The organism is Nostoc sp., assembly GCF_036917315.1.
Classification (GTDB): domain Bacteria; phylum Cyanobacteriota; class Cyanobacteriia; order Cyanobacteriales; family Nostocaceae; genus Nostoc.
The window spans coordinates 136,301-158,097 of sequence record NZ_JBALDR010000064.1 but is presented as its reverse complement, the minus strand read 5'-3'; the positions used below and the strand labels follow the sequence as shown (position 1 = coordinate 158,097).

Sequence of the window (21,797 nt, the reverse complement as noted above, 5' to 3'; positions counted from 1 at the left end):
ATTATTTGTACGCGTGTGCGTTGAATAACAAATCAAATTCAATTATAGATGCGGTAAGTAATTTGACTCTTTTTTTACCAATAATTAATGCGTTATAGAGTAGGGAGTAGGGAGTAGGGAGTAGGACATTGGTTATTAATTCTTCTCCCTCATCTCCCAATTCCCCATTCCCCATTTTTATCCACAAGCACCTTGAAACTCTCCGAGCATTTTGACTTCTGGCTCTAAATTAATAGACCAACGTTCTTGTACTTGATGTTGGATGTGGCGAATGAGACAGAAGATATCACTAGCTTTGGCTCCACCACGATTAACGATAAAATTAGCATGTAGTAGTGCTACTTGTGCGCCACCAATTTGGTAGCCTTTCAGACCAGTTTGTTCAATTAACCAGCCAGCACTGTAAGGTTTGGGATTGCGAAACACACTGCCACAACTGGGGAAGTTGTATGGTTGGGTGCTTAACCGATGCTTTTTGTGTTCTTTGGTAATTGCCACAACTTTTGCTGGGTCTGCACCTGGCGCGAGTTGTAAGGTAGCTTGGGTGACTATGCGATCGCCACCTTGCAATAATGAAGTCCGGTAGCTATAACCTAACTGTTCCGGGGTAAGAGTTTCCAGCGTCCCATCGGGTGAAAGTACCTCGGCACTAACTAACATATCTGCGATACAGCTATTGTGTGCCCCTGCGTTCATCACCACGGCACCTCCTGCTGTTCCGGGGATGCCAACAGCCCACTCCAATCCTTGCCAACCTAATTCTGCTGCCGCCCATGCCAAACTGGGAATTGATTCTCCGGCAGCAACGGTTAATTGACCGGTTTGGGGGTCAAAGTGGTTGAAGCGGAGATGACGAGTAGCAATAACTAAGCCTGATATACCACCATCGCTTACCAGCAAGTTAGAACCTGCTCCCAGTGTTGTCACTTTTAAATTACGTTCTTTTGCGTATTTAAGACTTGCTTGCAGTGCTTCTAAGTTTCGCGGGGCAACGTATAAATCAGCTGCTCCCCCAACTCTATAGGAAGTAAACGCTGACAAAGAAGCCTGCGACTTGATCGCACAATCAGTACTGGGTAAGTAAATTACTTCGCTCTCCACTGAATTAGCTGTTTGCTGTTTCTTTGTATTCAAAGCAGAAACTGTGCAGACGTTTCCAGCTGCCTGGGAAATGGTCATCTTTACTTTGTTTTGGTAAAATTTTTACATTAATCTACCGCAAAGATACGGTAATAGAGTTCACAGATGAAACCGTTGCGAGAGGGGCGCTTTGCTCAGAAATAAAATCTTCGCAAAGTTTCCACTTAGGATGTGGCTTTAGCCGGCTCACAAAGTGCCGTAATTACTTCAGGAATCACCTGGTTCAAATTTCCAGCGCCTAAAAACAGCGCCAAGTCTCCTGGGCGTAGTGTTTCTAGCAAGTAATCACACACTGCGGGTAAAGTTGGTTGATAAACTACCTGCGAATGCTGTTTAGCAATTTCCGCCGTTAGACGTTCACCACTAATTTGCCCTAAATTAGGTTCGCCTGCACTGTAAATATCAGTCAGCACCACCAAATCAGCATGGGTAAAGGACTCGGCAAATTCTTCTAAAAAGGTGAGTGTACGGCTATAGCGATGGGGTTGGAAGATGGCAACCACTCTTTGCCCTGGCCTTGCCTGTAAACGGGCTGCAGCGAGAGTAACGCGAATCTCGCTAGGGTGATGAGCATAGTCATCAATGAAGGTAATACCATTGACTTCACCTCGGAACTCAAAGCGTCGTCTTGCTCCTTCAAAGGTGGCGATACCTTTGGCAATTGCTCCAAATTCTAAGCCCAAAACACGACCAACAGCTACTGCGGCTAGGGCATTGCTGAGATTGTGCCGACTGAGCAAACGCAACTTTAACACGCCCAAAGCTTTGCCTCTTTCCCAAACCAAAGCCGTAGTACCATCAGCACGATAATCAATATTGGTGACGGTGTAATCAGCGTCGGTATCTGAGTGTAAGCTGTAGCTGATTGTGGGTTGCAAGCGATCGCGCACTGTCGCACAATCAATGCTACCTATTAACGTTTTACAACCCTTAGCAAATGTCTGGAAGGTGTCAATAACTTCTTCTAATGTATCGTAGTGGTCAGGGTGATCGAGTTCAATATTGGTGATGATACCAATTTCGGGAGCGTGTTTTACCAGAGAACCATCTGATTCATCTGCTTCGGCTACCAAATATTGGCTTTGTCCCAATCGAGCATTACCTTCCCAAGCATTGACTTCGCCACCGACCAAAATCGTTGGGTCTAGACCTGCTTCCAGAAGCATATAGCCAATCATGCTACTGGTTGTAGTTTTGCCGTGTGTTCCTGCCACCGCAATACTGTAGTAATCGGCAATTAAAGCTGCTAGTACATCTGAACGATGTAAAACTGGACAACCTAATTCCAGTGCTGCTTTGTATTCTAAATTATTAGTGTTAATTGCTGTTGAACAAATGACTTGAGGCAGTTTTGACTTAGTATCAGCAGATAATTGTTCTTGTGAATTTAATACTACTGGATTAGCCAATACCTGAGGGTGAAAGAATTCGAGATTGCTGGCCTCTTGTTTACCAAAAATATGAGCGCCGATAGATTCCAACTTATGCGTAATGTGGTTAGGACGAAGATCCGAACCTGATACTGGAAATTGACGCTTTGCAAGAACGTATGCCAGAGCAGACATACCTATGCCACCGATGCCAATGAAATGAAATGGTCTACCACTAAAATCTACAGAATTAGTCATTTATTGCTCCTTTTACACCACACCACACCATAATCACAAATGACACGCGTATCATAACAGGAATTTGATTTTTACCGTAACTACTCCTGTATCATGTTCATGTTTGATGCCCAAATGATGTTTCTGCTCTGGTTTTCCTGGTTGAGAATGATTTTACCTTGGTTGGAGGTTTTTGCTATTTCTGAACTGTTCTTAAGATTATTCTGAAAATTTTGGCCGCATCGGGAAAGAAATTCTTGTAATGTCAAATACATATTTTTGTCTACCTTACTGGAATTGGCTACATAATACATTGTTTAGTGAAACTAAATTGAAATTGCATCAAGTTTAGGCGTGAATTGAGTACAATAGTACATTGGTAATGAAACTATTTTTCAATTGCATATAACCCAGGCTTATCTGGATGCAGCGACTAGCAATTTTTGGTGGCACATTCGATCCAATTCATTGGGGACACCTGCTCGTAGCCGAGACAGCTTTGCATCAAGTCTCCCTTGAAAAGGTAATTTGGGTACCAACCCTAAATCCTCCTCACAAAAAAGCAGCTTTGTTTGAGCATCGTCTGCAAATGCTGCAATTAGCAATAATAGATAACCCAGCATTTACTGTCTCACTAGTGGAGACTAATCGCTCTGGGACTTCTTATGCCATTAACACCCTGATTGACTTATCTGCTTGTTACCCAAATACTCACTGGTACTGGATTGTGGGCTTGGATACTTTCCAAACCTTACCCGGTTGGTACCGGGGACACGAATTAGCACAAATGTGTGATTGGTTAATCGCACCCCGACAGCTAGGTGGTGAGACTATAACTCAAAGCAAATTAATCTGCAAGCAAGTGGAGCAACAACTCAAAGAGCAGTCTGCGATCGTTCACTGGCAACTCTTGAATATACCTTTCGTAGGAGTTTCGTCAAGTCTAATTCGCAAATTTTGCCGCGATAACTTCGTCAACGCCAAGAGCGAACGCCAGTCAATTCGTTATTTAGTCCCGGAATCGGTCAGATCATATATCACTAACAACAATCTCTACTCTTACAAATCTGAATAAATTATGTGTTTTTTTATTGATCTAACACTTTATGGTTAAAAGTGCCCCCCCCCTTTGCGATATGATTGGGGTCAACGATATCAACATATAAGCATAAATACAGAGGGCAAGACACTGTGATTAGAGTTGCAATCAACGGTTTCGGGCGGATTGGACGTAACTTTGCGCGTTGTTGGGTGGGTAGAGAGAATAGTCAAATCGATCTTGTCGCTATTAATGACACTTCAGATCCTAGAACCAATGCTCACCTGCTAAAGTATGACTCAATGCTAGGCAAGATCAAAGGTGCTGAGATTAGTGCCGATGATAACTCTATCATCGTTAACGGTAAGACCATCAAGTGCGTATCCGATCGCAATCCCGAAAACTTGCCCTGGAAAGATTGGGGAATTGACCTAATTATCGAAGCAACCGGGGTATTTACTAGCAAAGAAGGAGCGCTCAAGCACGTAAATGCTGGAGCCAAGAAAGTTCTGATTACCGCTCCTGGTAAAAACGAGGATGGTACTTTTGTGGTTGGTGTAAATCATCATGATTATGACCACAACAAACACCACATTATCAGTAACGCTAGCTGTACTACCAACTGCTTGGCGCCAATCGCCAAGGTGTTGAACGATAAGTTCGGCATTATCAAAGGTACGATGACCACTACCCACAGCTATACAGGCGATCAGCGCTTGCTAGACGCTTCTCACCGGGATTTACGACGGGCGAGGGCCGCAGCGATAAACATTGTACCCACTTCTACTGGCGCAGCAAAAGCAGTGGCGCTGGTTATCCCAGACCTCAAAGGCAAGCTAAATGGTGTTGCCTTGCGCGTACCAACCCCGAACGTCTCAATGGTAGATTTCGTAGTTCAGGTTGAGAAGCGTACTATTACTGAAGAAGTTAACCAAGCTCTCAAGGATGCTGCCGAAGGCCCACTTAAAGGAATTTTGGACTACAGCGAACTAGAATTAGTATCTTCCGATTATCAAGGTAGTGATGCTTCTTCAATTGTCGATGCCAATTTGACTTTGGTCTTGGGTAATGACTTAGTAAAAGTTATGGCGTGGTATGACAATGAGTGGGGTTACAGCCAACGAGTTTTGGATTTGGCAGAATTAGTAGCCCAGAAGTGGCAATAATTTGTCATTAGTCATTGGTCATTAGTCATTAGAAAAATCCCAAACAGACTATTGACCAAAATGTTGAAATCCCTGGCTAAGATTCAGAACTTGGTCAGGGAATTTTTTTTGCTCGTCGTGCAATATTACTGTCGATCCGGCTATAATCCTGCCTGTGATCGCAGCACCTTCTCCAAGATGTTGCACTAAGGCTGATGCAAATTCTTGTGGTAAACACAGTACTAATTCAAAGTCTTCGCCACCATATAGAGCATATTCTAGCGCTTGGTCTGGTGTTAGCCAATGGTTAAAAGTTTTTGGTACGGGAATTTGTCTGTGTTCTAAAACAGCGCCAACGCCACTGGCGCGGCAAATTTGGATCGTCGCATCTGCCAAACCATCGCTGCTATCCATACCAGCAATGAAGAGTTGGGAGTTAGGAGTTAATATTTTCCAGAGGATTGGTAAGACATCTAATCGTGGTTGTGGACGTTGATGTGCGCGGATTAGAGCCGTGCGTTCTGCATCTTTGAGGTTTTGTCCTAGTTCAGGATGCAAGAGCAGTTCTAAGCCTGCATGGGAGGCTCCATGAACGCCTGTAACAACGATCGCATCCCCAACAACAGCAGCAGAACGGCGGATAATTTGACTAGGGTTAACTTGACCAAAAGCGGTAATTGACAGAGTAGTAACAGGCGATCGCACCACATCACCCCCAACAATTGGGGTATTGTATTTTTGCAGGCATTCTGTCATTCCCTGGTACAAGCGTTCTACCCAACTCACCCTAAGTTCACCGGGTAATCCCAACCCGATAGTGATTCCCAATGGAAAAGCGCCCATTGCTGCTAAATCTGATAAATTGGCAGCAGCAGCTCGCCAACCAGCATCTTCTGGAGAAGTGGTGAGGTTGCTAAAATGTACGCCATCAACCAGTACATCTGTAGTCACAACCAAAGATTTCCCTGGTGCAGTTTCAAGTACTGCGGCATCATCACCGATAATTTCTGGAGGACAGAAACGCTGTAATCTTTCTAAAAGACCTTGTTCGCCAATGTCTTTTACCTGTTGAGAAGATAACTCACTGTTCACAATCGGTTTTCCGTGTTGCAAAATTACGAAGAAAACTGATGATTTACTTTACTGTTTAAGATAAGGGTATCGTCTAGGAGTCAGTTGGAATGGTAACAACACCAGTAACTAGCATCACATTTGAGGAGTACTTAACCTATGATGATGGTAGCGATTTTCATTATGAACTGGTGGATGGGAAGCTAGAGCTAATGAACCCACCTACTATTGAACATTTTCTGATTGCCAAATTTCTTGAGCAATTACTAGATGCAGAAATCAAACGTTGTAACTTTACTTGGCTGTGTTTTCGAGAAAGTGGGGTGAGGACGGGTAGAAATAAATCTAGGTTGACTGATTTGTGTGTAGTGACACTGGAGCAAGCTAGAGAATTGTTGAATGCTTCAGCAGTATTTGAGTCACCACCGTTACTAATTGCCGAGGTGGTTAGTCCTGAGTCGGTGAAACGGGACTATCGTTATAAACGCTCAGAATATGCTGCTTTAGAGGTTCCTGAATATTGGATTGTAGACCCACTGGAAACAAAAGTTTCGGTGTTACTACTGGAAGATGGATTTTACGAAGAAACAGTTTTTACAGCCAACCAGCAAATTATATCACGGACTTTTCCCGAATTAGCGATCGCAGTTGATCGGGTGTTCACCGCCGGGAATCTGAGTTAGGGGAGTTAGAAGCTAGAAGTTAAGAGTTAGTAATTATTCTCCCTCATTTCTCTACAACCATCATTTCTAATACTTCCATCTGGCATGATAGTGTTGCACAAGATAGCACCCTTGAGTCTACGTTCACTCAAGTACTTAGCCCCCATCAAATTTGCGTTGCTGAGGTTGGTATTGTAAAAGAAAGTTTCATCGAGAAAAGCTTCACTGAGATTGGCACTCCTCAAGTCAGCACTATCAAATACAGTTTGCAGCAAATCGGCACCACTCAGGTTAACATCCTTCAAAATAGCATTATTGAAACTGGCTTGATGCATACGAACACCGCTCAGGTCAGATCCAGTGAGATTAGCTCCACTGAAGTCAATATCATCCAAAATGGCATTTCTCAAGTTAGCTCCACTCAGGTTGGCATCGCACAGTTCAACAGCTCCCAAATCCGCTCCTTCCAAGTTGGCATCACTGAGATTGGCTCCACTCATATCTCCATCAAAACCAAGTCCTCTAAGATCGGCTCCACTCAAATCAATCCCAACCAAATCGGTTTCATTACTGTAGCGCTTGATAAATTCCTCTCTGTCCATAACTTAAGGATCGCAGTTGAGCAGATATTCACCGCCGGAAATCTGAATCAGGAGAGACGCGATTAATCGCGTCTGTACAAGAATTATTCTTCTCCTGCCCCCTGTGTCTTCTTATGCAGCTTGCGGTTCAACCAGATTTTCTATTCCTTGAACCACGGTTGCCGATTCAATTTTGTCACCAGCTTTCAATTTATCCAAAACTTCTCTGCCTTCAGTGAGATAGCCAAAAACGGCATAACGACCATCCAATAGGTTGCGTCCGGCGGGTGTGAGTTCTGGTTCAAACAAAAAGAAGAAAAATTGGGATGAACCGCCATTTACTTCACTTTCAGGACGAGCCATTACTACTGCACCAAAGGCAGAAAAAGGTAGAACTGGCATATCAACGTAACGTCCAGCTTCTTCTAGAGTAATGCCATAAGTAGGTGCTTTATCGCCTTTAACTAAAACTTCTAAGGGAATAGCGCGATATTTGCCCGTTGTTGGGTCGATGAAACCTACATCTTTCCCAGCCGGATCTCCAGTTTGGAGAAAGTAAGATTCTTCAGAACGGGTAAATTCTAAGCCATTATAAAAACCCCTATTTACCAAATCTACAAAATTACCAGCAGTCACAGGAGCGCTGTAACCGTCTACGACAAGGGCCAAATCGCCTTTGTTGGTTTTGATTTCTACAGTGGCACGACCTTTAAGTTGTGGCAGGTTACTATACTCAGCAGGCACTTCAAAGGGGAATTGTTTCACCATTGACTCTTCTAGCTGAGTAACGAGATTTAGCAGTTTACCTCTCTCTTGCAATATTTGTTCTTTATCTTTGCTGTTCGCCAACTCTTGCAATTTACCCACCCCGGATTTCAACTCGGTAATCCAAGCTTCGGCTTGGGGTTGGCGTTCTGCGGGAACGCTTGTTAAGATTTGGGAAGGTTTATCGAGAATGCGGGATGCTTGGCTGATGTCTTTGGAAATAGCACCCCAACGCCGATTCGCTCGCAGTTGGGCAGAGATGTCCTCTAAACTGCTTTGTAGTTGCCGCACAGGTTTGTTATCTATCGGGAGTGCATACCGCAACAAAGCCTTTCCGTCGGTAATTGCATTGCCGGCTGGGAGTGCGGCGCTACTGGAGGGAGTCCACCCAGCTGTAGTTATGCCTAAAAATATTGTTACCAGCAGTATTGCCATTAGGCTGTTCTTCAGCCAGGATTTTAATAAGTTAAGCATGGGATAACTCAAATGCAGCAGTGAATTGTTGACTGGACGTAACCCATAAATAATCTTCCCACGTTAAGTGATGAGTGGAGCAGAGGTCTAGGGCAGAGGAAAAATGACTAATGACAATTACACGAAACTAATGACAAATGCCCAATGACGACCCTAGAAGGGTACAATAAATGCCGATTGTCTTCCAAAATTTGAAAGTTTCATGATCTCCAGTAACGACTTTCGACCCGGTGTTTCAATTGTATTGGATGGGTCTGTATGGCGAGTGCTTGAATTCTTGCACGTCAAACCAGGCAAAGGTTCCGCCTTTGTACGAACTAAGCTAAAAAATGTCCAGAGTGGGAGCGTTATGGAAAAAACGTTCCGCGCAGGGGAAACAGTGCCGCAAGCCACTCTAGAAAAAAGCACGATGCAGCATACCTATAAAGAAGGCGATGAGTTTGTCTTTATGGATATGGAAACCTACGAAGAAGGCAGATTGACTCGCGAACAAATTGGCGATCGCGTCAAGTACCTGAAGGAAGGTATGGAAGCTGAAGTTATTAAGTGGGGCGAACAGGTGCTAGGAGTAGAATTGCCTAAGTCTGTGGTTCTGGAAATTGTCCAAACAGATCCAGGTTTGAAAGGTGACACTGCCACAGGTGGCTCAAAACCAGCAACTCTAGAAACTGGTGCAGTTGTGATGGTTCCTTTGTTTATTTCTCAAGGAGAACGCATCAAAGTTGATACCCAGGAAGATAAATATATCAGCAGGGAATAACTTTCATCTCTACGGAGATGCAAGTCCCGATTTAAATCCCTACATAGGGATTAATCCCCTGCCACACTTAAAATGCTAATTTACGGATAGGTCGAGGTAATAAAAACTGTGCCATTGGACTTTAATGAAATCCGCCAACTTCTGGCAACTATCGCACAAACAGATATTGCAGAAGTCACGCTCAAAAGTGATGATTTTGAGCTAACAGTCCGTAAGGCTGTGAGCATTAGCAATCAGATGTTGTCGGTAGGTCAAGGGACTTTAGGCGGTGTGGTAGGTTCAGGCTTGACATCAGGTTCATCTGGGGGAAACCAGATAAGTGGAAGTCAGGTAACGGAGGTGTCCACATCTCGCGTGTTTGAGAATACTGGAACTAGCACACAAATGCAGTTATCAGTAAATCCTCCCTCAACCATTGACCAGAGATTAGTAGAAGTGCCTTCCCCAATGGTAGGAACGTTTTATCGCGCTCCTGCGCCTGGGGAAGCGGCATTTGTGGAAGTGGGCGATCGCGTCCGCAAGGGTCAAACAGTCTGTATCATTGAAGCTATGAAGCTGATGAATGAAATCGAAGCCGAAGTTTCTGGACAGGTGATGGAAATTCTCCTACATAATGGCGACGCTGTAGAATATGGTCAACCTTTGATGCGAATTAACCCTGATTAAGTATTAATGTATATATGATGTGAGTCATTGTTAAAATTTTCTTTCCTTGCGGGTTAATCCTGATGAAACAAACGTTGCCTTTACCACCAGAAGTGGTGCAACAAGTAGCTGAATACTTCAGCCTGTTAAGTGAGCCAATGCGCCTACGGCTGCTACACTTATTACGGGATGAAGAAAAATGCGTGCAAGAGTTGGTAGAGGCAACACAGACTTCTCAGGCAAATGTGTCAAAACACCTGAAGGTAATGTGGCAAGCAGGTATCCTTAGCCGCCGCAGTGAAGGAACTTGCGCCTATTACCGGGTGGAAGATCAAATGATTTTTGAGTTGTGTAATCGGGTTTGCGATCGCCTCGCCACAAGGTTGGAGCAGCAAGCCCGTAATTTTCGTGTATTAAATAGTAAACGGTAAGTTTAAGAGAGTTATGAGTTATGAGTTATGAATTAAAACTCCTCACTCCTAACTTCTAACTCTTAACTTTTTTAAAGGGGATAATCTTTCTGAAACTGTTCGCGAGTGAGTGGTTGTTGTAACTCTATACCCTCGCCGCCTAAAACATCCAATGGTTTGCCGTTCACATCAATGTACACCTTCGCTTTGGGATTTAAAGTTGTTGCAGTGTAAACAACTTGTCCCACACGGCCCATCATTGAGGTGCTACCACCACCGCTGGTAAAATCTTCAGATAAATTAACGTGAACCTCATTATTTTCAGCTTTCAACCCCAAAAGCTTGGTTCCTTTAGGGATAGTTGTTGAATCTGTCCCTTCTGTTGGGCCTGCTAACAAACTTTGGAAAGCTGCTTCTAAAGCTTGGTTGGGTAATACAGAAGCTACTTTAACAGGCTGGGGAACCAAAGTAACATTTTTGTCTTTTGGTCTTAGCCAATAAACGTTGGGGGTTTGCTCATTAGCTGGCTGCCTAGTTGATGGCTGTGCTGGCTGTTCAATGCGGCCAGAAGGGTTTGACGGTGTAGGAGTATTGTTAGATTGTGTGGTAAACCAAGCTACACCGCCACCCACCGCTACAACCACTGCTGATACAGCTGCAATTACGCCTGAAGAAATACGATTAGATCCTTGTTGGTCTTTCATGTTCAAAACCTTCCTAACTGAGGGCTGATATGGTAGTTATGTGAGGAGCAGCCTGGTTAAAGACGATACTTATAAGTAGAGAGTTTCCCACAACCTAGAGGAGACTTGATGCCTTTTTATTATGCAAATCCCTAATCCAATTCTAGAATTTTTATTTCTAATCCGTCACCTACCAAATTATGTAAATTTTTGGTAGTGGAGAGTGAAAAGTTAGGAGTTAGGAGTTAGGAGTTAAGAGTTGGGGACTTGGGGACTTGGAAGATAAGGGGAAATTATTGAACAAGTCTCTCCCTTGTCTCCCCCCTCTTCCTTGTCTCTTCTCCATACTTATGCGGTATGCCCTATTGCTTCTGTAATCCAACCTTTGAGTGTTGTTGTCACTTCATCAATGACTATTTCTTGAGATTTCCGGGTGGCTCTTTCTACAACTTCAACTTTGCCATTAGCGATCGCACGTCCGGTTACAATTCGATAAGGTATGCCAATCAAGTCAGCATCTTTAAATTTGACTCCAGCACGTTCGTCGCGGTCATCTAGTAGAGTTTCAATTCCCGCTTGATTGAGTTCTGTGTAAAGTTTTTGGGCTATTTCGATTTGTTGAGCATCCTTAATGTTAGGAATTGTGACGATCGCGTGATAAGGTGCGATCGCAACTGGCCAAATAATCCCATCTTTATCGTAAGATTGCTCTACGGCAGCTTGTGCTAATCGTGACACGCCTACACCAAAGCAACCCATAAATAGCAGTTTTTCTTCACCCTGTTCGTTGGTATAAGTTGCATTCATCGCTTGGGAATATTTAGTGCCTAATTGGAAGATGTGACCGGCTTCAATTCCACGAGCGCTTTGTAGGATTTGTTCTGGGTTATGGATGGCGCGATCGCTTGGTCTTGATTTACGAATATCTACTACTTGCTCTGGTAACTTAAATTGCTCACCCCAATTAGCACCAACTACGTGATAACCAGGTTCATTCGCGCCTGTAACAAAGTTTTTTAAATCAACGGCTGTTCGATCCACCAAGCGCAAAAACTTGGGATGGATCTGTTTATTAGCAGTAATATACTCATCTGCGATATCTGGCGCAATATAGCCTAAAGGTAGAGATTTCGCTGTCCATGCTTGCTGGGCTTCGACATTTGGTACATTCAAACTAATAATAGTTTTAGCGCCATATTCAGAAGCTAATTTGGTCAATTCATTTTGCAACTTGACCTCATTAACTTCCTGATCGCCTCGAATGCTTACCAGAACTAACACTGTTGCGCCATTATCATAAACTGTCTGATAAAGGACATTTTTCACCAATTGAGTAGGAGAACAGTTGAGGAGTTGACACACCTTTTCAATCGTTTCTGTTCCAGGTGTATCGCGTTTCTCATAGGTTGTAAACCGTGAGGTTTCGGCGTCAATTGGTAAAGAAACAGCCTTTTCTACGTTAGCGGCGTATTTACCATCCTCAGTGTAGAGAACTTCGTCTTCGCCAGCTTCCGCCAAAATCATAAATTCTGTAGAACCAGAACCACCAATTGCACCAGAATCAGCTTCCACTGCCCGAAAAGCTAAACCAGAACGTCGCAGGATATTGCTGTAGGCTTTATACATATCCTGGTAAGTTTCTTTGAGGCTGGCTTCATCGGTATGGAAGGAATAGGCATCCTTCATGATAAACTCCCGTCCGCGCATTAAACCAAAGCGGGGACGAATTTCATCGCGGAATTTGGTTTGAATTTGGTAAAGATTTAGTGGTAACTGGCGATAAGAGCGAATCATATCACGAGCGATCGCTGTAATTACTTCTTCATGAGTTGGGCCTAATCCTAATTGTTGCTCGCGGCGGTCAATTAGGGAAAACATAATCCCCTCAGCTTTGGTGTAAGTCTCCCAGCGTCCTGATTCCTTCCATAACTCAGCAGGTTGTAATTGTGGTAGGAGACATTCTTGTGCGCCTGTAGCGTTCATTTCTTCCCGCACAATCTGGGAAACTTTTTGCAATACCCGCCACATTAAAGGCAAATAAGCATAAAGACCACTACCGATGCGACGAATGTAGCCTGCACGGAGTAATAATTTATGGCTAGGAATCTCAGCATCAGCCGGATCGTCCCGCAGTGTAACAAATAACATTTGTGAAAGTCGCATCGTTTAATCCCTTTCCAGAATCTCTAATTTGTTTATAAACCACCTGGCGATTAGAAATCGCGGCTACACAAATTCTTGTCCGCCTGAGCGAACTAAGAAGGCATCCTAGTTTGAACCTGCGTGGTGTGCGATGGCTTTGCCCGCCGCAGGCATCGGCATCTTACAGCCCTTAAGATATGGCATGATATAATCTTTGCAACTATTTAATCTAGGTCTAGGTTATGAGTCCTTTGACATTAAAACTAGACACCGTTCACCTGAGTGACGAACAATTTTATCACTTATGTCAAAATAACCGCGAATTGAAATTTGAACGCACTGCCAAGGGAGAATTAATCATCATGTCCCCCGTTGGAGGTGAAAGCGGCAATCGAGAAGCAGATTTAATTATCGATCTGGGAATTTGGGATCGGCAAACTGGTCTTGGTTTTACCTTCAGTTCTTATACTATATTCAAATTACCTAATGGTGCTGACCGTTCCCCAGATGCCGCTTGGATTCAACGAGAACGTTGGCAAGCACTTACACCAGAACAAAGACGCAAATTTCCCCCCATTGCACCCGATTTTGTCATTGAATTAAGGTCAGCAACAGATGATTTGGAAATATTGCGTTCCAAAATGCAGGAATATATGGATGCGGGGGTGCAGTTAGCATGGTTAATTAACCCCCAACAGCAGCAAGTAGAAATTTATCGCCAAAAACAAGATGTAGAAGTGCAAAATCTACCCACACAGTTATCGGGTGAAGATGTATTGCCAGGATTTAGCTTGAGTCTTTCTTGTTATTAAAATTTGCAAGTGTTGCTAAATCTCCACTATCTGCCAACACTTTTCATTGCAGCAGAAAATACTTTATAAGTCTGCGTAAGTACGCTTCATTAAAATAATCTGCGTAGACTAAGAAGGTATCCTAGTTTTCTAACCTGAGTAATGTGCCATGCACAGCGCAATAGGCAGGTTTTACTTTGACTTCATTACTCAGGGCATATTACAGCCGTTAGGATATCTTAAAAGAAATAACCATCAGGCGATTAGAATCAGGGAATCTTTAGGAGAAACTACCTTGGCAGATGTAATTTATCAAGCACAGGCACCCTTAGAATTTATTCCTCCCGCGTTTAACCCTTTATTGCTACGAGTTGTCCATCTATTACTACCCAGTTGGATAAAATGGCAAACACCTATTACCCAAATTGAAGCAGACAACGTAGAGGTTCTGGTGGATCTCTATCGCCAGTTTCAAGAGGGTAAGATCCGTTTTATGCTGGCATTTCGCCATCCGAAAACAGACGATCCGTTTTGTTTGGGTTACTTGTTGTCTCAAATTGTACCAAAGACAGCGCGATCGCAAGGTACAACACTACAACATCCCATTCACGCTCATTTTATCTACGATCGCGGCATTCCTCTATGGGCAGGTTCCTACGTCGGCTGGATTGTTTCTCATTTAGGTGGGACTCCGATTCAGCGAGGTAAAGCTGACTGGACGGGGTTACGTTCGGCGCGTGACTTGTTCGCCAATGGGAAGTTTCCGATGGCTGCTGCGCCAGAGGGTGCAACCAATGGTTTATCAGAGAATATTAGCCCCCTAGAACCTGGTATTGCCCAATTAGGATTTTGGTGTGCTGAAGATTTGCAAAAAGCTGGAAGCGACCAACAGGTTCTAATTGTACCAGTTGGGATTAAATATAGTTACGTTGATGCTCCTTGGGATGCGATCGCTAATCTTTTAAGTGAATTGGAAGCGGCTAGTGGTTTACCTGTGAATTCAGCAGAAAATGCTTCTATAGAGTCGCTTTATCCCCGGTTGTTGGCTTTGGCAGAACATTTACTTTTCCTCATGGAGGAATTTTACACCCGGTTTTATCATCAGAAACTGCCAGATCCCAAGATTGTCAACGGGCAAATTCCAGATAGAAATGAAGCATTAGCAGTTCGTTTACAAGCTTTATTAAATGCAGCGTTGTTAATCTCAGAACAGTATTTTAATTTGCAATCAAAAGGTAGTTTGAGTGACCGTTGTCGGCGAGTCGAGCAAGCAGGTTGGAATTATATATTTAGAGAAGAATTTAAGGATGTCAAAGGAGTATCTGCTGTTGAAAGAGCTTTAGGCGATCGCATTGCAGAAGAAGCGAATGCACGGATGTGGCACATGCGTTTAGTAGAAAGTTTTGTGGCAGTTTCTGGTAATTATATTCGTGAAAATCCAACAGCAGAAAGGTTTGCTGAGACGACTTTAATTTTATGGCAAATGATTGCTAAAATCAAAGGTGATAAAGGTTTGCAGCGTCCACAATTGGGTAAGCAAAAGGTAAAAATTACTGTGGGTGAACCCATATCTATTTCTGAGCGTTACTCAACGTATAAGGAAAATCGTTTGGGTGCTAGACAAGCTGTTGCTGATGTGACGAATGATTTACAACACGCGTTGGAAGGTTTGATTTGATTAGAAGGGTTGCATTTTTTGCTAGTAACCATAATAAAGTTGTCAGTTGTCAGGAGGCTTATTGATTTCGATCCCTGCCTCCTGACTCCCTTAAATAACAAGGTGCAATGTAAATGCCTAAGTGTTCATCCAAATCGGATCTTACTTTCTAAACTAGATCGTGCGTTTAGATGCTCTGTACGGAGATGCTAGGGAGATATGGTTTATTAAGCTTGCACAAACCCAAAAGTTTTTCAAAACTGTCTAAATAAATGGGTGCAGATAATCGTAGGCTGCTAGACCTGCTTGCCTTTGCTCTTATTTCACTTTAATACAATTGGGTTAGATAAAGGCAATTGTAACTAAATATGTCATTTCTTATTTTAGTTTTATAAAATTACCGTTAAGTTATCCAAATTATATTTTCAGAAAAATCACGCTTTTCTATTTTTTTAATTCCAATTACAAATAGAGAAGTCCGAAAAGTTGTGATTCTCTAAATCAATCAATTTATAAATAATGAAAACTCAAAACTTATTCAATTTACTGAAGGTTGGTATTGCTACTTTTGGAATCTTCTTTGTGGCTGGTCAAGGAGCCTATGCCTCAGACTTAAAGGGAACAGCATTTAGCATATCTTTGGAGTGTATGAACGACACTACCGGTCTTTTGATGGGTCAAAACTCCACTGATGCTAGCGGGTGGCAGTATGCATTTGATTCAAACAAAGATGGGATGAACGGGAATTACTGGGTTGGTGCCGCAGCGGGAAAAGTAAACCCCTACGATATCTCTGGTATGGCTATTAAAGAAACTGCTACCAGCATCATTGTGGCAATCAATGGCAATATGAAGTTAACAGGAGAGGCTGAACAGGGTGCTGTCGGCGGTCAGATTGGATATGGTGATTTGTTCTTCAACATGGCGGGTAAAACCTTTGGAAATGCTATGAGCGGCGGGGATTTGTTTGGGATTCATTTCGCTTCAGCGAATGCTTCAGGGGTACAACAACTAGGTGTTTATAGTGGTGTTCAGGCAAAGACAGTTACTAATATCAAAGAAGGCTACACTGTTGCTACATATGGTGGTTTAGCAGGAGGAGGGAATTCTTACGAAAGCCAGGTCAAACAAGGTGGTGGTATTGTCGGTTATGGTGATTTGACCAGTAGTTATTTTACTAATAACGGCAAGGACAATACATTTAATCTCAATGTCATCAACTCTGGAAATTATCTGAGTGGAATCTCGTTCCTAGCACAAGGTAATATAACGCAGCAGTTGCTAACCACTGGCTATGATGCCAGCAAATTCAACGGCACACAAACCATTGCATTTGAATTCAAGAAATCTTCTATTGTCCAATCGACTCCTGAGCCTGCTAGTCTCGCTGGTTTAGGAATCGTCGGTCTGGCTTTGGCTGGTAGCAAGCTACGCAAGAAATTAGCATAGCAATTGGTTAGGGACTATTCGCAATACGGCTTGATTTATCTTCAGTGATTATAGACAAGATAAAAGACTATTTTCTCTCATGGAAATGATCGCTGGAGTAATGGAATTTTGGATGAAGCTTAAGCGAAAAGTATCCCAAACCGTATAGATTTACTCGTTAAATATTAAATAGGTAAATTTCAATGCCCTTACTTTCTAGCAAGGGCATTTTTTTCTAATATAGTTATCAAATACAAAACTACTCAGGCAATTCTCTAAAGAATCTCGGTAATGCTCATGACACCTATACTCGCTATAAGGCTTGCAGCGGCTTGTTGTCTGACATCGCTCCTTACACCTTAACCTGGAAACACCTTAGATAAATCCACAACTAAATCAGAAAAACAGGGCAGATTAACTGATTCATTTGGCAGATAAATAAATTTGCGACGATAACCAAATTTAGCTTGCAAGGCTTGATAAGGTTCGCTATAGCACTCCAGATAATTATCTACTAAATTAAATATCCAATAATCAGAGATATTTGCTTCTGCATAAATAGGTAGTTTTTCCTCTTGGTCATATTTTAAGGATGAATCGGCAATCTCAATTAAGAGTAAAATATCAGATGGGCTGGGATGATTTGCTAGATAGTCATCATCTCTATTTTTTGCAATTACTCTATCTGGTTCAGGCTCACTGTTGTTAGACAAAGTAATTGGTTGTTGTCCTCGCAGGGTTGCGCGATCGCCAACTAGTTTATATAATTCTCGTTCTAGGCGTGTTTCACAAACAGAGTGCCGTGTACCTTTTGCTGCCATCTGGATTATTTCACCTTTAATTAGCTCAACTCGGTCATTCTCCTCAAAGAAGCCGAGTTCAGCTAGACGGTGATATTCAGCTATAGTAAAGCGTTTAGCAGTGGTAAGGCTCATAACAACTACGAGAATGCAGAGTTATTTTTATCTTAATATAGCTGTAACTGATTAAACTTATACGATAGAAGATAATGAGGTGTCTGGGTATTCTTCTTTATCACCTTCTATAGTTGCTTCTATACTTACACCCTTCCAAGGAAAATCAAAATATTGTTCCTGAACCGTTTTTAATTCCTTTATTGACTCTTGAAAAAATAATTTAATAGCAGATATGTGGTTTTCTTCAGATAAAAAGTCTTGTAAGCTTTTTCGATAAAATATACCTGACCATGCTGGCAAAACTTTTAAATTACTAGGAGTCCATAGATTAGGTTTATCGTTAATTATTTTTTGCATAGATTCAATAATTTTTGAGCGTTGTCCAAACCTATGAGAAACCTGCAAAAATATACCTAAATATGGATAATCGGTTAAATTACTTGGATTTAAACCGAAGTATCCAAGACCACACCATAAATCCCATGTCGAGGGAGAAAAGTGGGTGTAGATAATATATCTCTCGTCCCATTTCCATTGAGTCCTACTTGCCGCACCTTTGATAACACCTCCAAAAGCTTGCTTGAATTCGTGCTGTACTTCATCATTAAGAGTTGATTCCATGAGATGGAGAGTTTTGTTATAATTCACCATTGTCAATAAGTCAACTGATGAAAATTGATTTGTGTGAGACATTCTGTTATTCCTCATGAAAGTTAATATTTCTTGGACTAAGATATCAGTCGAGTGTTGTTGTAAGCGGGCATAAAATTGATGCCACCTCAATTGATAAAAAATTACTTTTGGCTCTAAATTAAATGCTAGAGTTTTAATTTCTTCTTTTGGATCATAATCACGGGTGATGTAAATTAAAATTCGATGTCTGACATTTGGTAAATTACTCAAAATATCAGCATATTTTTTTAAAGCATTATTTCCATCCTTCGCGCCAATTTTTGATTCAATAAATATTACATCTGTGCTTAAACCAGTTGAGAGTTCAATCACAATATCAAGTCTACTATCCTCAGTATGGATCGCCAGTGCTTGATGTTCTTGCTGGGTTGATATCTTGATGCTGGAATAATTATCATCACCGATAATTGAGTGATGTTTTAGCCAATCAAGCAAAATATCATTATTCAGGGACAAAAAATAAGCAACAATCTCAGTAAAAAAATCTTCACGCGGTTTGTTTCCTAAATGCAGATTGAGTAAATTGCTAAACAAAGACATTGATTTTTAAGTATTTAAGGTAATTCTAAAAAAGCAAATATACTTGGCGATTAGAAATCGCGGCTACACAAACAAAGTCCGCCTACGCGGACTCTAAGAAGTTGAAACACACTGAGGTAGGTTTTGTCTGTATAGCCGCGAATTCCATTCGCTAGGGCAGGTTTTTATAAGTTATGTTTGTATTCGGTATTACTAGCAGTGCAGCAGTTATAACTTAGCCGATCGCAGTTTGACAAGAGTGCTATACTATACCAACAGGAATAGGGGTAAAATTTTTACCCCTACAAAGTTATGTATTATTTTAAGAATAGCTAGAGAAGATTATTACTCTGTTAAATGACTTTCTAGCAAAGTTGCGATCGCATCAGGATGAATATTCTTGTATTTCTTTTTACCAAGCTGCAAAACACAGTTGGGAGCGCTGCCACAGCATTTTTGGCAACCAGTATATTCAATAGTAACTTTGTCTGACAAACCGCGATCGCACAAAGTTTTTTCTAATTCTGATAATAAACCTTTACCACCACGTTTCAAGCAACCGCCCTTTTGACATACCATAATCCTCGCTTTAGGTTGAGGTGGTAAATCTTGCTTTGGACACACATCAATTGGTGTCACTCGATAGGCTTTGATTTTAATTTTACTTGTGCGCGAGTCTATCTCACTATGACCACAAATGCGAAGTTGCTGACCAGGAACTAAGGATGAACTTAGTAAACGGCGTAACTCTTTAGGCAGTTTAATTTCCACATCTCCAGATGGAACTGCCAATTGCAAGTATTTATATTTTCCTGGTTCACCACCAACAAAACCTAGTAACTGTCCCTCAAGGTTCAATTCTGATAACGTCAAATACTTGTTACCCATGATTGATAAAAATTTAGGAGTGGGGAGTTAAAAGCGAAGAGTTAGGAGTGAGGAGTTAGGAGTTAAAATTTATAACTCATAACTCTTAACTCCTAACTATTTTTAAGCTAGGCGTTTAGCTTCTACTGTTTGAGGTAAATTTGCTGTGTCTGGCAAATCACGAAATTCTAATTCCCAACCATTTGCTAGGGTGAGAATTTTGCCATCATTTCCATCGGTTTGTTTGACGACTTCTTCTTCCAGGTCTTTTTTAGCAACGTAAACTACTAAAGTGCCGGCATCATTCATCCGTAGCATTACTTTCATGAGATTCCTCAACCGATTCTAGTTCTTTTTTCATACAGCCGACGACGAACCCTGTTTCTAAGAAATGCACAGCATATATATAGGAACTCTGCAAATATGTTCCTATACTCGCTATGTAGCCGATATCTCCCTTGTTCACTAAAACTTGGCCGACTTCCTTACCAGGAAAGGTACCATCGTTTTTTAGCAGTTTACGAACTCTGACTTTTTCACCAATTTCAAAAGCAGGTGGCAAGTTTAGTTCTAATTCATCGCGTTGCATGAGAGTACCTCTGTTCTCTGACCAAATTCAACAGTTCTTCTGTCGTCAAACTGCGTTTTTTCTGTACCGATTGATGGCGTACTGCATCTAAAACAGATTGGGTTTCTTGGGAATTCAAGAAAATTCCATGCTGTTCTAGCAAGTTAGCAACTAAATGCCGTCCAGAATGTTTACCTACTACTAAACGCCGTTCCCAACCCACTTCTTCAGGAGCAAATGGTTCGTAGGTAATGGGATTTTGCAATACGCCGTGAGCATGGATGCCAGATTCGTGAGCAAAAGTATTTTCGCCAACGATCGCTTTCCAGGGTGGTACATCGGCTCCTGATGCGGCTGCAACTAGTTGAGACAGTTCCAGCAAGCTGGGTGTGTCAATGCCCAAATCAACGCCGTAGATGCGTTTGATCGCCATGACAACTTCTTCTAATGCTGCATTTCCCGCCCTTTCACCCAATCCGTTGACTGTGGTATTCACTGATGAGGCTCCAGCTTTAATACCCGCAAGAGCATTGGCAGTTGCCAGACCAAAATCATTATGCGTGTGGATTTCTAAGGGAATCGTCAACGCTGAAACCAGCCGTTGGACTTTAGTGTAGGTGGTAAAGGGGTCGAGAACTCCTACAGTGTCGCAGAAACGGAAACGGGATGCACCCCATTCTTGGGCATAAAGTGCTACATCTAAGAGAAAGTTTTCATCAGCCCTGGAAGAATCTTCTCCGCCAACTGCTACCCAAAGACCCTGGTCGAGGGCGAAGTGGATTGAGTCTTTGAGTTTTTGCAAACTTACTCGCCATTGACCATGAAATTTAGTGGCAATTTGGATACCAGAGACGGGAATGGCAATATGCACCCGGTTCAAACCACAGGCGATGGAAGCCTTGATATCTGAGATGACAGCGCGGTTCCAGCCCAAGAGTTTTGCTTGTAAACCCAAGTCAGAAATTGCAGCGATCGCACGCGTTTCTTCGTCGCCCATTGCCGGTATACCCACTTCTAATTCCGGTATACCAATAGCATCGAGAAACTTAGCGATCGCTACTTTTTCTTGTAGAGTAAAGGCAACACCTGCTGCTTGTTCGCCATCACGTAATGTAGTGTCATTAATTATGATTTGATTCATTGCAAATATCCCTCTCTTGGAAGTATTCTTAATATCCTTTCCCTCTACAATCCCTCGTGATGGTAAATGCTAAAAATATCACAATTCATAAT

General features: G+C 42.2%; 22 protein-coding genes. 9 read left to right on the top strand and 13 right to left on the bottom strand.

All coding sequences use genetic code 11. The features are described from left to right. Nucleotides 1-177: 177 nt before the first annotated feature. Together murB and murC are read right to left on the bottom strand one after the other, a co-directional pair. Nucleotides 178-1,179, bottom strand: a complete 1,002-nt coding sequence (gene murB, locus V7K84_RS29960) for a UDP-N-acetylmuramate dehydrogenase (protein WP_099100026.1) — start codon at nt 1,177-1,179, stop codon at nt 178-180. A gap of 125 nt (nt 1,180-1,304) precedes the next feature. Then, entirely contained in the window at nt 1,305-2,768 is a 1,464-nt protein-coding gene (gene murC / locus V7K84_RS29955) for a UDP-N-acetylmuramate--L-alanine ligase (RefSeq protein ID WP_334843581.1), read from the bottom strand. Nucleotides 2,769-3,171: 403 nt separating this feature from the next. Here murC and nadD point away from each other — a divergent pair, with 403 nt between their 5' ends. Both nadD and V7K84_RS29945 read left to right on the top strand, forming a co-directional pair. Further along, nucleotides 3,172-3,822 (top strand): nicotinate (nicotinamide) nucleotide adenylyltransferase, encoded by a 651-nt coding sequence (gene nadD / locus V7K84_RS29950; RefSeq protein ID WP_334843579.1) that lies wholly within the window; start codon nt 3,172-3,174, stop codon nt 3,820-3,822. A gap of 116 nt (nt 3,823-3,938) precedes the next feature. Then, nucleotides 3,939-4,952, top strand: coding sequence for a type I glyceraldehyde-3-phosphate dehydrogenase (locus tag V7K84_RS29945; protein ID WP_099100029.1), 1,014 nt, complete (start codon nt 3,939-3,941; stop codon nt 4,950-4,952). 48 nt (nt 4,953-5,000) lie between these two features. Here V7K84_RS29945 and thiL read toward each other — a convergent pair whose 3' ends face one another. Beyond that, the gene (gene thiL / locus V7K84_RS29940; RefSeq protein WP_334843577.1) at nt 5,001-6,023 is read right to left on the bottom strand and encodes a thiamine-phosphate kinase; all 1,023 of its coding nucleotides are present in this window, start codon (nt 6,021-6,023) and stop codon (nt 5,001-5,003) included. Between the two features lie 89 nt (nt 6,024-6,112). Between thiL and V7K84_RS29935 the strand changes: the two genes are divergently transcribed. Next, nucleotides 6,113-6,685, top strand: coding sequence for a Uma2 family endonuclease (locus V7K84_RS29935; RefSeq protein WP_334843575.1), 573 nt, complete (start codon nt 6,113-6,115; stop codon nt 6,683-6,685). Between the two features lie 26 nt (nt 6,686-6,711). Here V7K84_RS29935 and V7K84_RS29930 read toward each other — a convergent pair whose 3' ends face one another. Then, entirely contained in the window at nt 6,712-7,266 is a 555-nt protein-coding gene (locus tag V7K84_RS29930; RefSeq protein WP_334843573.1) for a pentapeptide repeat-containing protein, read from the bottom strand. A gap of 111 nt (nt 7,267-7,377) precedes the next feature. After that, nucleotides 7,378-8,484 (bottom strand): peptidylprolyl isomerase, encoded by a 1,107-nt coding sequence (locus V7K84_RS29925; RefSeq protein WP_334843571.1) that lies wholly within the window; start codon nt 8,482-8,484, stop codon nt 7,378-7,380. A gap of 202 nt (nt 8,485-8,686) precedes the next feature. Here V7K84_RS29925 and efp point away from each other — a divergent pair, with 202 nt between their 5' ends. The 3 genes from efp to V7K84_RS29910 all read left to right on the top strand — a co-directional run bounded on the left by efp (nt 8,687) and on the right by V7K84_RS29910 (nt 10,320). Further along, a complete protein-coding gene (efp, locus tag V7K84_RS29920; RefSeq protein ID WP_194042039.1) occupies nt 8,687-9,244 on the top strand; it encodes an elongation factor P in 558 nt (185 codons plus the stop codon). 108 nt (nt 9,245-9,352) lie between these two features. After that, nucleotides 9,353-9,910, top strand: a complete 558-nt coding sequence (gene accB / locus V7K84_RS29915) for an acetyl-CoA carboxylase biotin carboxyl carrier protein (RefSeq protein ID WP_334843568.1) — start codon at nt 9,353-9,355, stop codon at nt 9,908-9,910. 62 nt (nt 9,911-9,972) lie between these two features. Continuing rightward, a complete protein-coding gene (locus tag V7K84_RS29910; RefSeq protein ID WP_094349905.1) occupies nt 9,973-10,320 on the top strand; it encodes an ArsR/SmtB family transcription factor in 348 nt (115 codons plus the stop codon). Between the two features lie 71 nt (nt 10,321-10,391). On the opposite strand, the gene V7K84_RS29905 is transcribed toward V7K84_RS29910, so the two are convergent. Then, the gene (locus V7K84_RS29905; RefSeq protein WP_334843566.1) at nt 10,392-11,003 is read right to left on the bottom strand and encodes a GerMN domain-containing protein; all 612 of its coding nucleotides are present in this window, start codon (nt 11,001-11,003) and stop codon (nt 10,392-10,394) included. Between the two features lie 327 nt (nt 11,004-11,330). Beyond that, entirely contained in the window at nt 11,331-13,145 is a 1,815-nt protein-coding gene (locus tag V7K84_RS29900) for a proline--tRNA ligase (RefSeq protein ID WP_334843564.1), read from the bottom strand. A gap of 221 nt (nt 13,146-13,366) precedes the next feature. Here V7K84_RS29900 and V7K84_RS29895 point away from each other — a divergent pair, with 221 nt between their 5' ends. The 3 genes from V7K84_RS29895 to V7K84_RS29885 all read left to right on the top strand — a co-directional run bounded on the left by V7K84_RS29895 (nt 13,367) and on the right by V7K84_RS29885 (nt 17,021). Next, nucleotides 13,367-13,936, top strand: coding sequence for a Uma2 family endonuclease (locus V7K84_RS29895; protein WP_334843561.1), 570 nt, complete (start codon nt 13,367-13,369; stop codon nt 13,934-13,936). 274 nt (nt 13,937-14,210) lie between these two features. Then, the gene (locus V7K84_RS29890; protein WP_334843775.1) at nt 14,211-15,593 is read left to right on the top strand and encodes a 1-acyl-sn-glycerol-3-phosphate acyltransferase; all 1,383 of its coding nucleotides are present in this window, start codon (nt 14,211-14,213) and stop codon (nt 15,591-15,593) included. 498 nt (nt 15,594-16,091) lie between these two features. Beyond that, nucleotides 16,092-17,021 (top strand): XDD3 family exosortase-dependent surface protein, encoded by a 930-nt coding sequence (locus V7K84_RS29885; RefSeq protein WP_334843558.1) that lies wholly within the window; start codon nt 16,092-16,094, stop codon nt 17,019-17,021. Nucleotides 17,022-17,359: 338 nt separating this feature from the next. On the opposite strand, the gene V7K84_RS29880 is transcribed toward V7K84_RS29885, so the two are convergent. From V7K84_RS29880 to nifV, 6 genes are all read right to left on the bottom strand, one after another. Further along, complete coding sequence (locus V7K84_RS29880) at nt 17,360-17,935, bottom strand: Uma2 family endonuclease (RefSeq protein ID WP_334843555.1); 576 nt, start codon at nt 17,933-17,935, stop codon at nt 17,360-17,362. Nucleotides 17,936-17,992: 57 nt separating this feature from the next. Further along, a complete protein-coding gene (locus V7K84_RS29875; protein ID WP_334843553.1) occupies nt 17,993-19,150 on the bottom strand; it encodes a PD-(D/E)XK nuclease family protein in 1,158 nt (385 codons plus the stop codon). Nucleotides 19,151-19,474: 324 nt separating this feature from the next. Next, nucleotides 19,475-20,017, bottom strand: a complete 543-nt coding sequence (locus V7K84_RS29870) for a (2Fe-2S) ferredoxin domain-containing protein (protein WP_334843551.1) — start codon at nt 20,015-20,017, stop codon at nt 19,475-19,477. Between the two features lie 102 nt (nt 20,018-20,119). Beyond that, entirely contained in the window at nt 20,120-20,323 is a 204-nt protein-coding gene (gene nifT, locus V7K84_RS29865; RefSeq protein ID WP_114083693.1) for a putative nitrogen fixation protein NifT, read from the bottom strand. Further along, on the bottom strand, nt 20,298-20,585 hold the full coding sequence (locus V7K84_RS29860; protein WP_104909028.1) for a nitrogen fixation protein NifZ: 288 nt from the start codon (nt 20,583-20,585) through the stop codon (nt 20,298-20,300). The genes nifT and V7K84_RS29860 overlap by 26 nt, the downstream gene beginning before the upstream one ends. Then, nucleotides 20,572-21,705: a homocitrate synthase gene (nifV, locus tag V7K84_RS29855; protein WP_334717829.1), complete on the bottom strand. Its 1,134-nt coding sequence runs from the start codon at nt 21,703-21,705 to the stop codon at nt 20,572-20,574. Before nifV ends, V7K84_RS29860 begins: the two co-directional genes overlap by 14 nt. Nucleotides 21,706-21,797: the final 92 nt, after the last annotated feature.

What these genes read in the sequence shown, in the direction of transcription:
- V7K84_RS29885 (WP_334843558.1), top strand. Translation starts at nt 16,092, where the DNA reads ATGAAAACTCAAAACTTATTCAATTTACTGAAGGTTGGTATTGCTACT.
- V7K84_RS29935 (WP_334843575.1), top strand. Translation starts at nt 6,113, where the DNA reads ATGGTAACAACACCAGTAACTAGCATCACATTTGAGGAGTACTTAACC.
- V7K84_RS29905 (WP_334843566.1), bottom strand. Translation starts at nt 11,003, where the DNA reads ATGAAAGACCAACAAGGATCTAATCGTATTTCTTCAGGCGTAATTGCA.
- V7K84_RS29895 (WP_334843561.1), top strand. Translation starts at nt 13,367, where the DNA reads ATGAGTCCTTTGACATTAAAACTAGACACCGTTCACCTGAGTGACGAA.
- V7K84_RS29900 (WP_334843564.1), bottom strand. Translation starts at nt 13,145, where the DNA reads ATGCGACTTTCACAAATGTTATTTGTTACACTGCGGGACGATCCGGCT.
- V7K84_RS29870 (WP_334843551.1), bottom strand. Translation starts at nt 20,017, where the DNA reads ATGGGTAACAAGTATTTGACGTTATCAGAATTGAACCTTGAGGGACAG.
- V7K84_RS29860 (WP_104909028.1), bottom strand. Translation starts at nt 20,585, where the DNA reads ATGCAACGCGATGAATTAGAACTAAACTTGCCACCTGCTTTTGAAATT.
- nadD (WP_334843579.1), top strand. Translation starts at nt 3,172, where the DNA reads ATGCAGCGACTAGCAATTTTTGGTGGCACATTCGATCCAATTCATTGG.
- V7K84_RS29880 (WP_334843555.1), bottom strand. Translation starts at nt 17,935, where the DNA reads ATGAGCCTTACCACTGCTAAACGCTTTACTATAGCTGAATATCACCGT.
- murB (WP_099100026.1), bottom strand. Translation starts at nt 1,179, where the DNA reads ATGACCATTTCCCAGGCAGCTGGAAACGTCTGCACAGTTTCTGCTTTG.
- nifT (WP_114083693.1), bottom strand. Translation starts at nt 20,323, where the DNA reads ATGAAAGTAATGCTACGGATGAATGATGCCGGCACTTTAGTAGTTTAC.
- V7K84_RS29875 (WP_334843553.1), bottom strand. Translation starts at nt 19,150, where the DNA reads ATGTCTTTGTTTAGCAATTTACTCAATCTGCATTTAGGAAACAAACCG.
- V7K84_RS29925 (WP_334843571.1), bottom strand. Translation starts at nt 8,484, where the DNA reads ATGCTTAACTTATTAAAATCCTGGCTGAAGAACAGCCTAATGGCAATA.
- efp (WP_194042039.1), top strand. Translation starts at nt 8,687, where the DNA reads ATGATCTCCAGTAACGACTTTCGACCCGGTGTTTCAATTGTATTGGAT.
- murC (WP_334843581.1), bottom strand. Translation starts at nt 2,768, where the DNA reads ATGACTAATTCTGTAGATTTTAGTGGTAGACCATTTCATTTCATTGGC.
- V7K84_RS29930 (WP_334843573.1), bottom strand. Translation starts at nt 7,266, where the DNA reads ATGGACAGAGAGGAATTTATCAAGCGCTACAGTAATGAAACCGATTTG.
- V7K84_RS29910 (WP_094349905.1), top strand. Translation starts at nt 9,973, where the DNA reads ATGAAACAAACGTTGCCTTTACCACCAGAAGTGGTGCAACAAGTAGCT.
- nifV (WP_334717829.1), bottom strand. Translation starts at nt 21,705, where the DNA reads ATGAATCAAATCATAATTAATGACACTACATTACGTGATGGCGAACAA.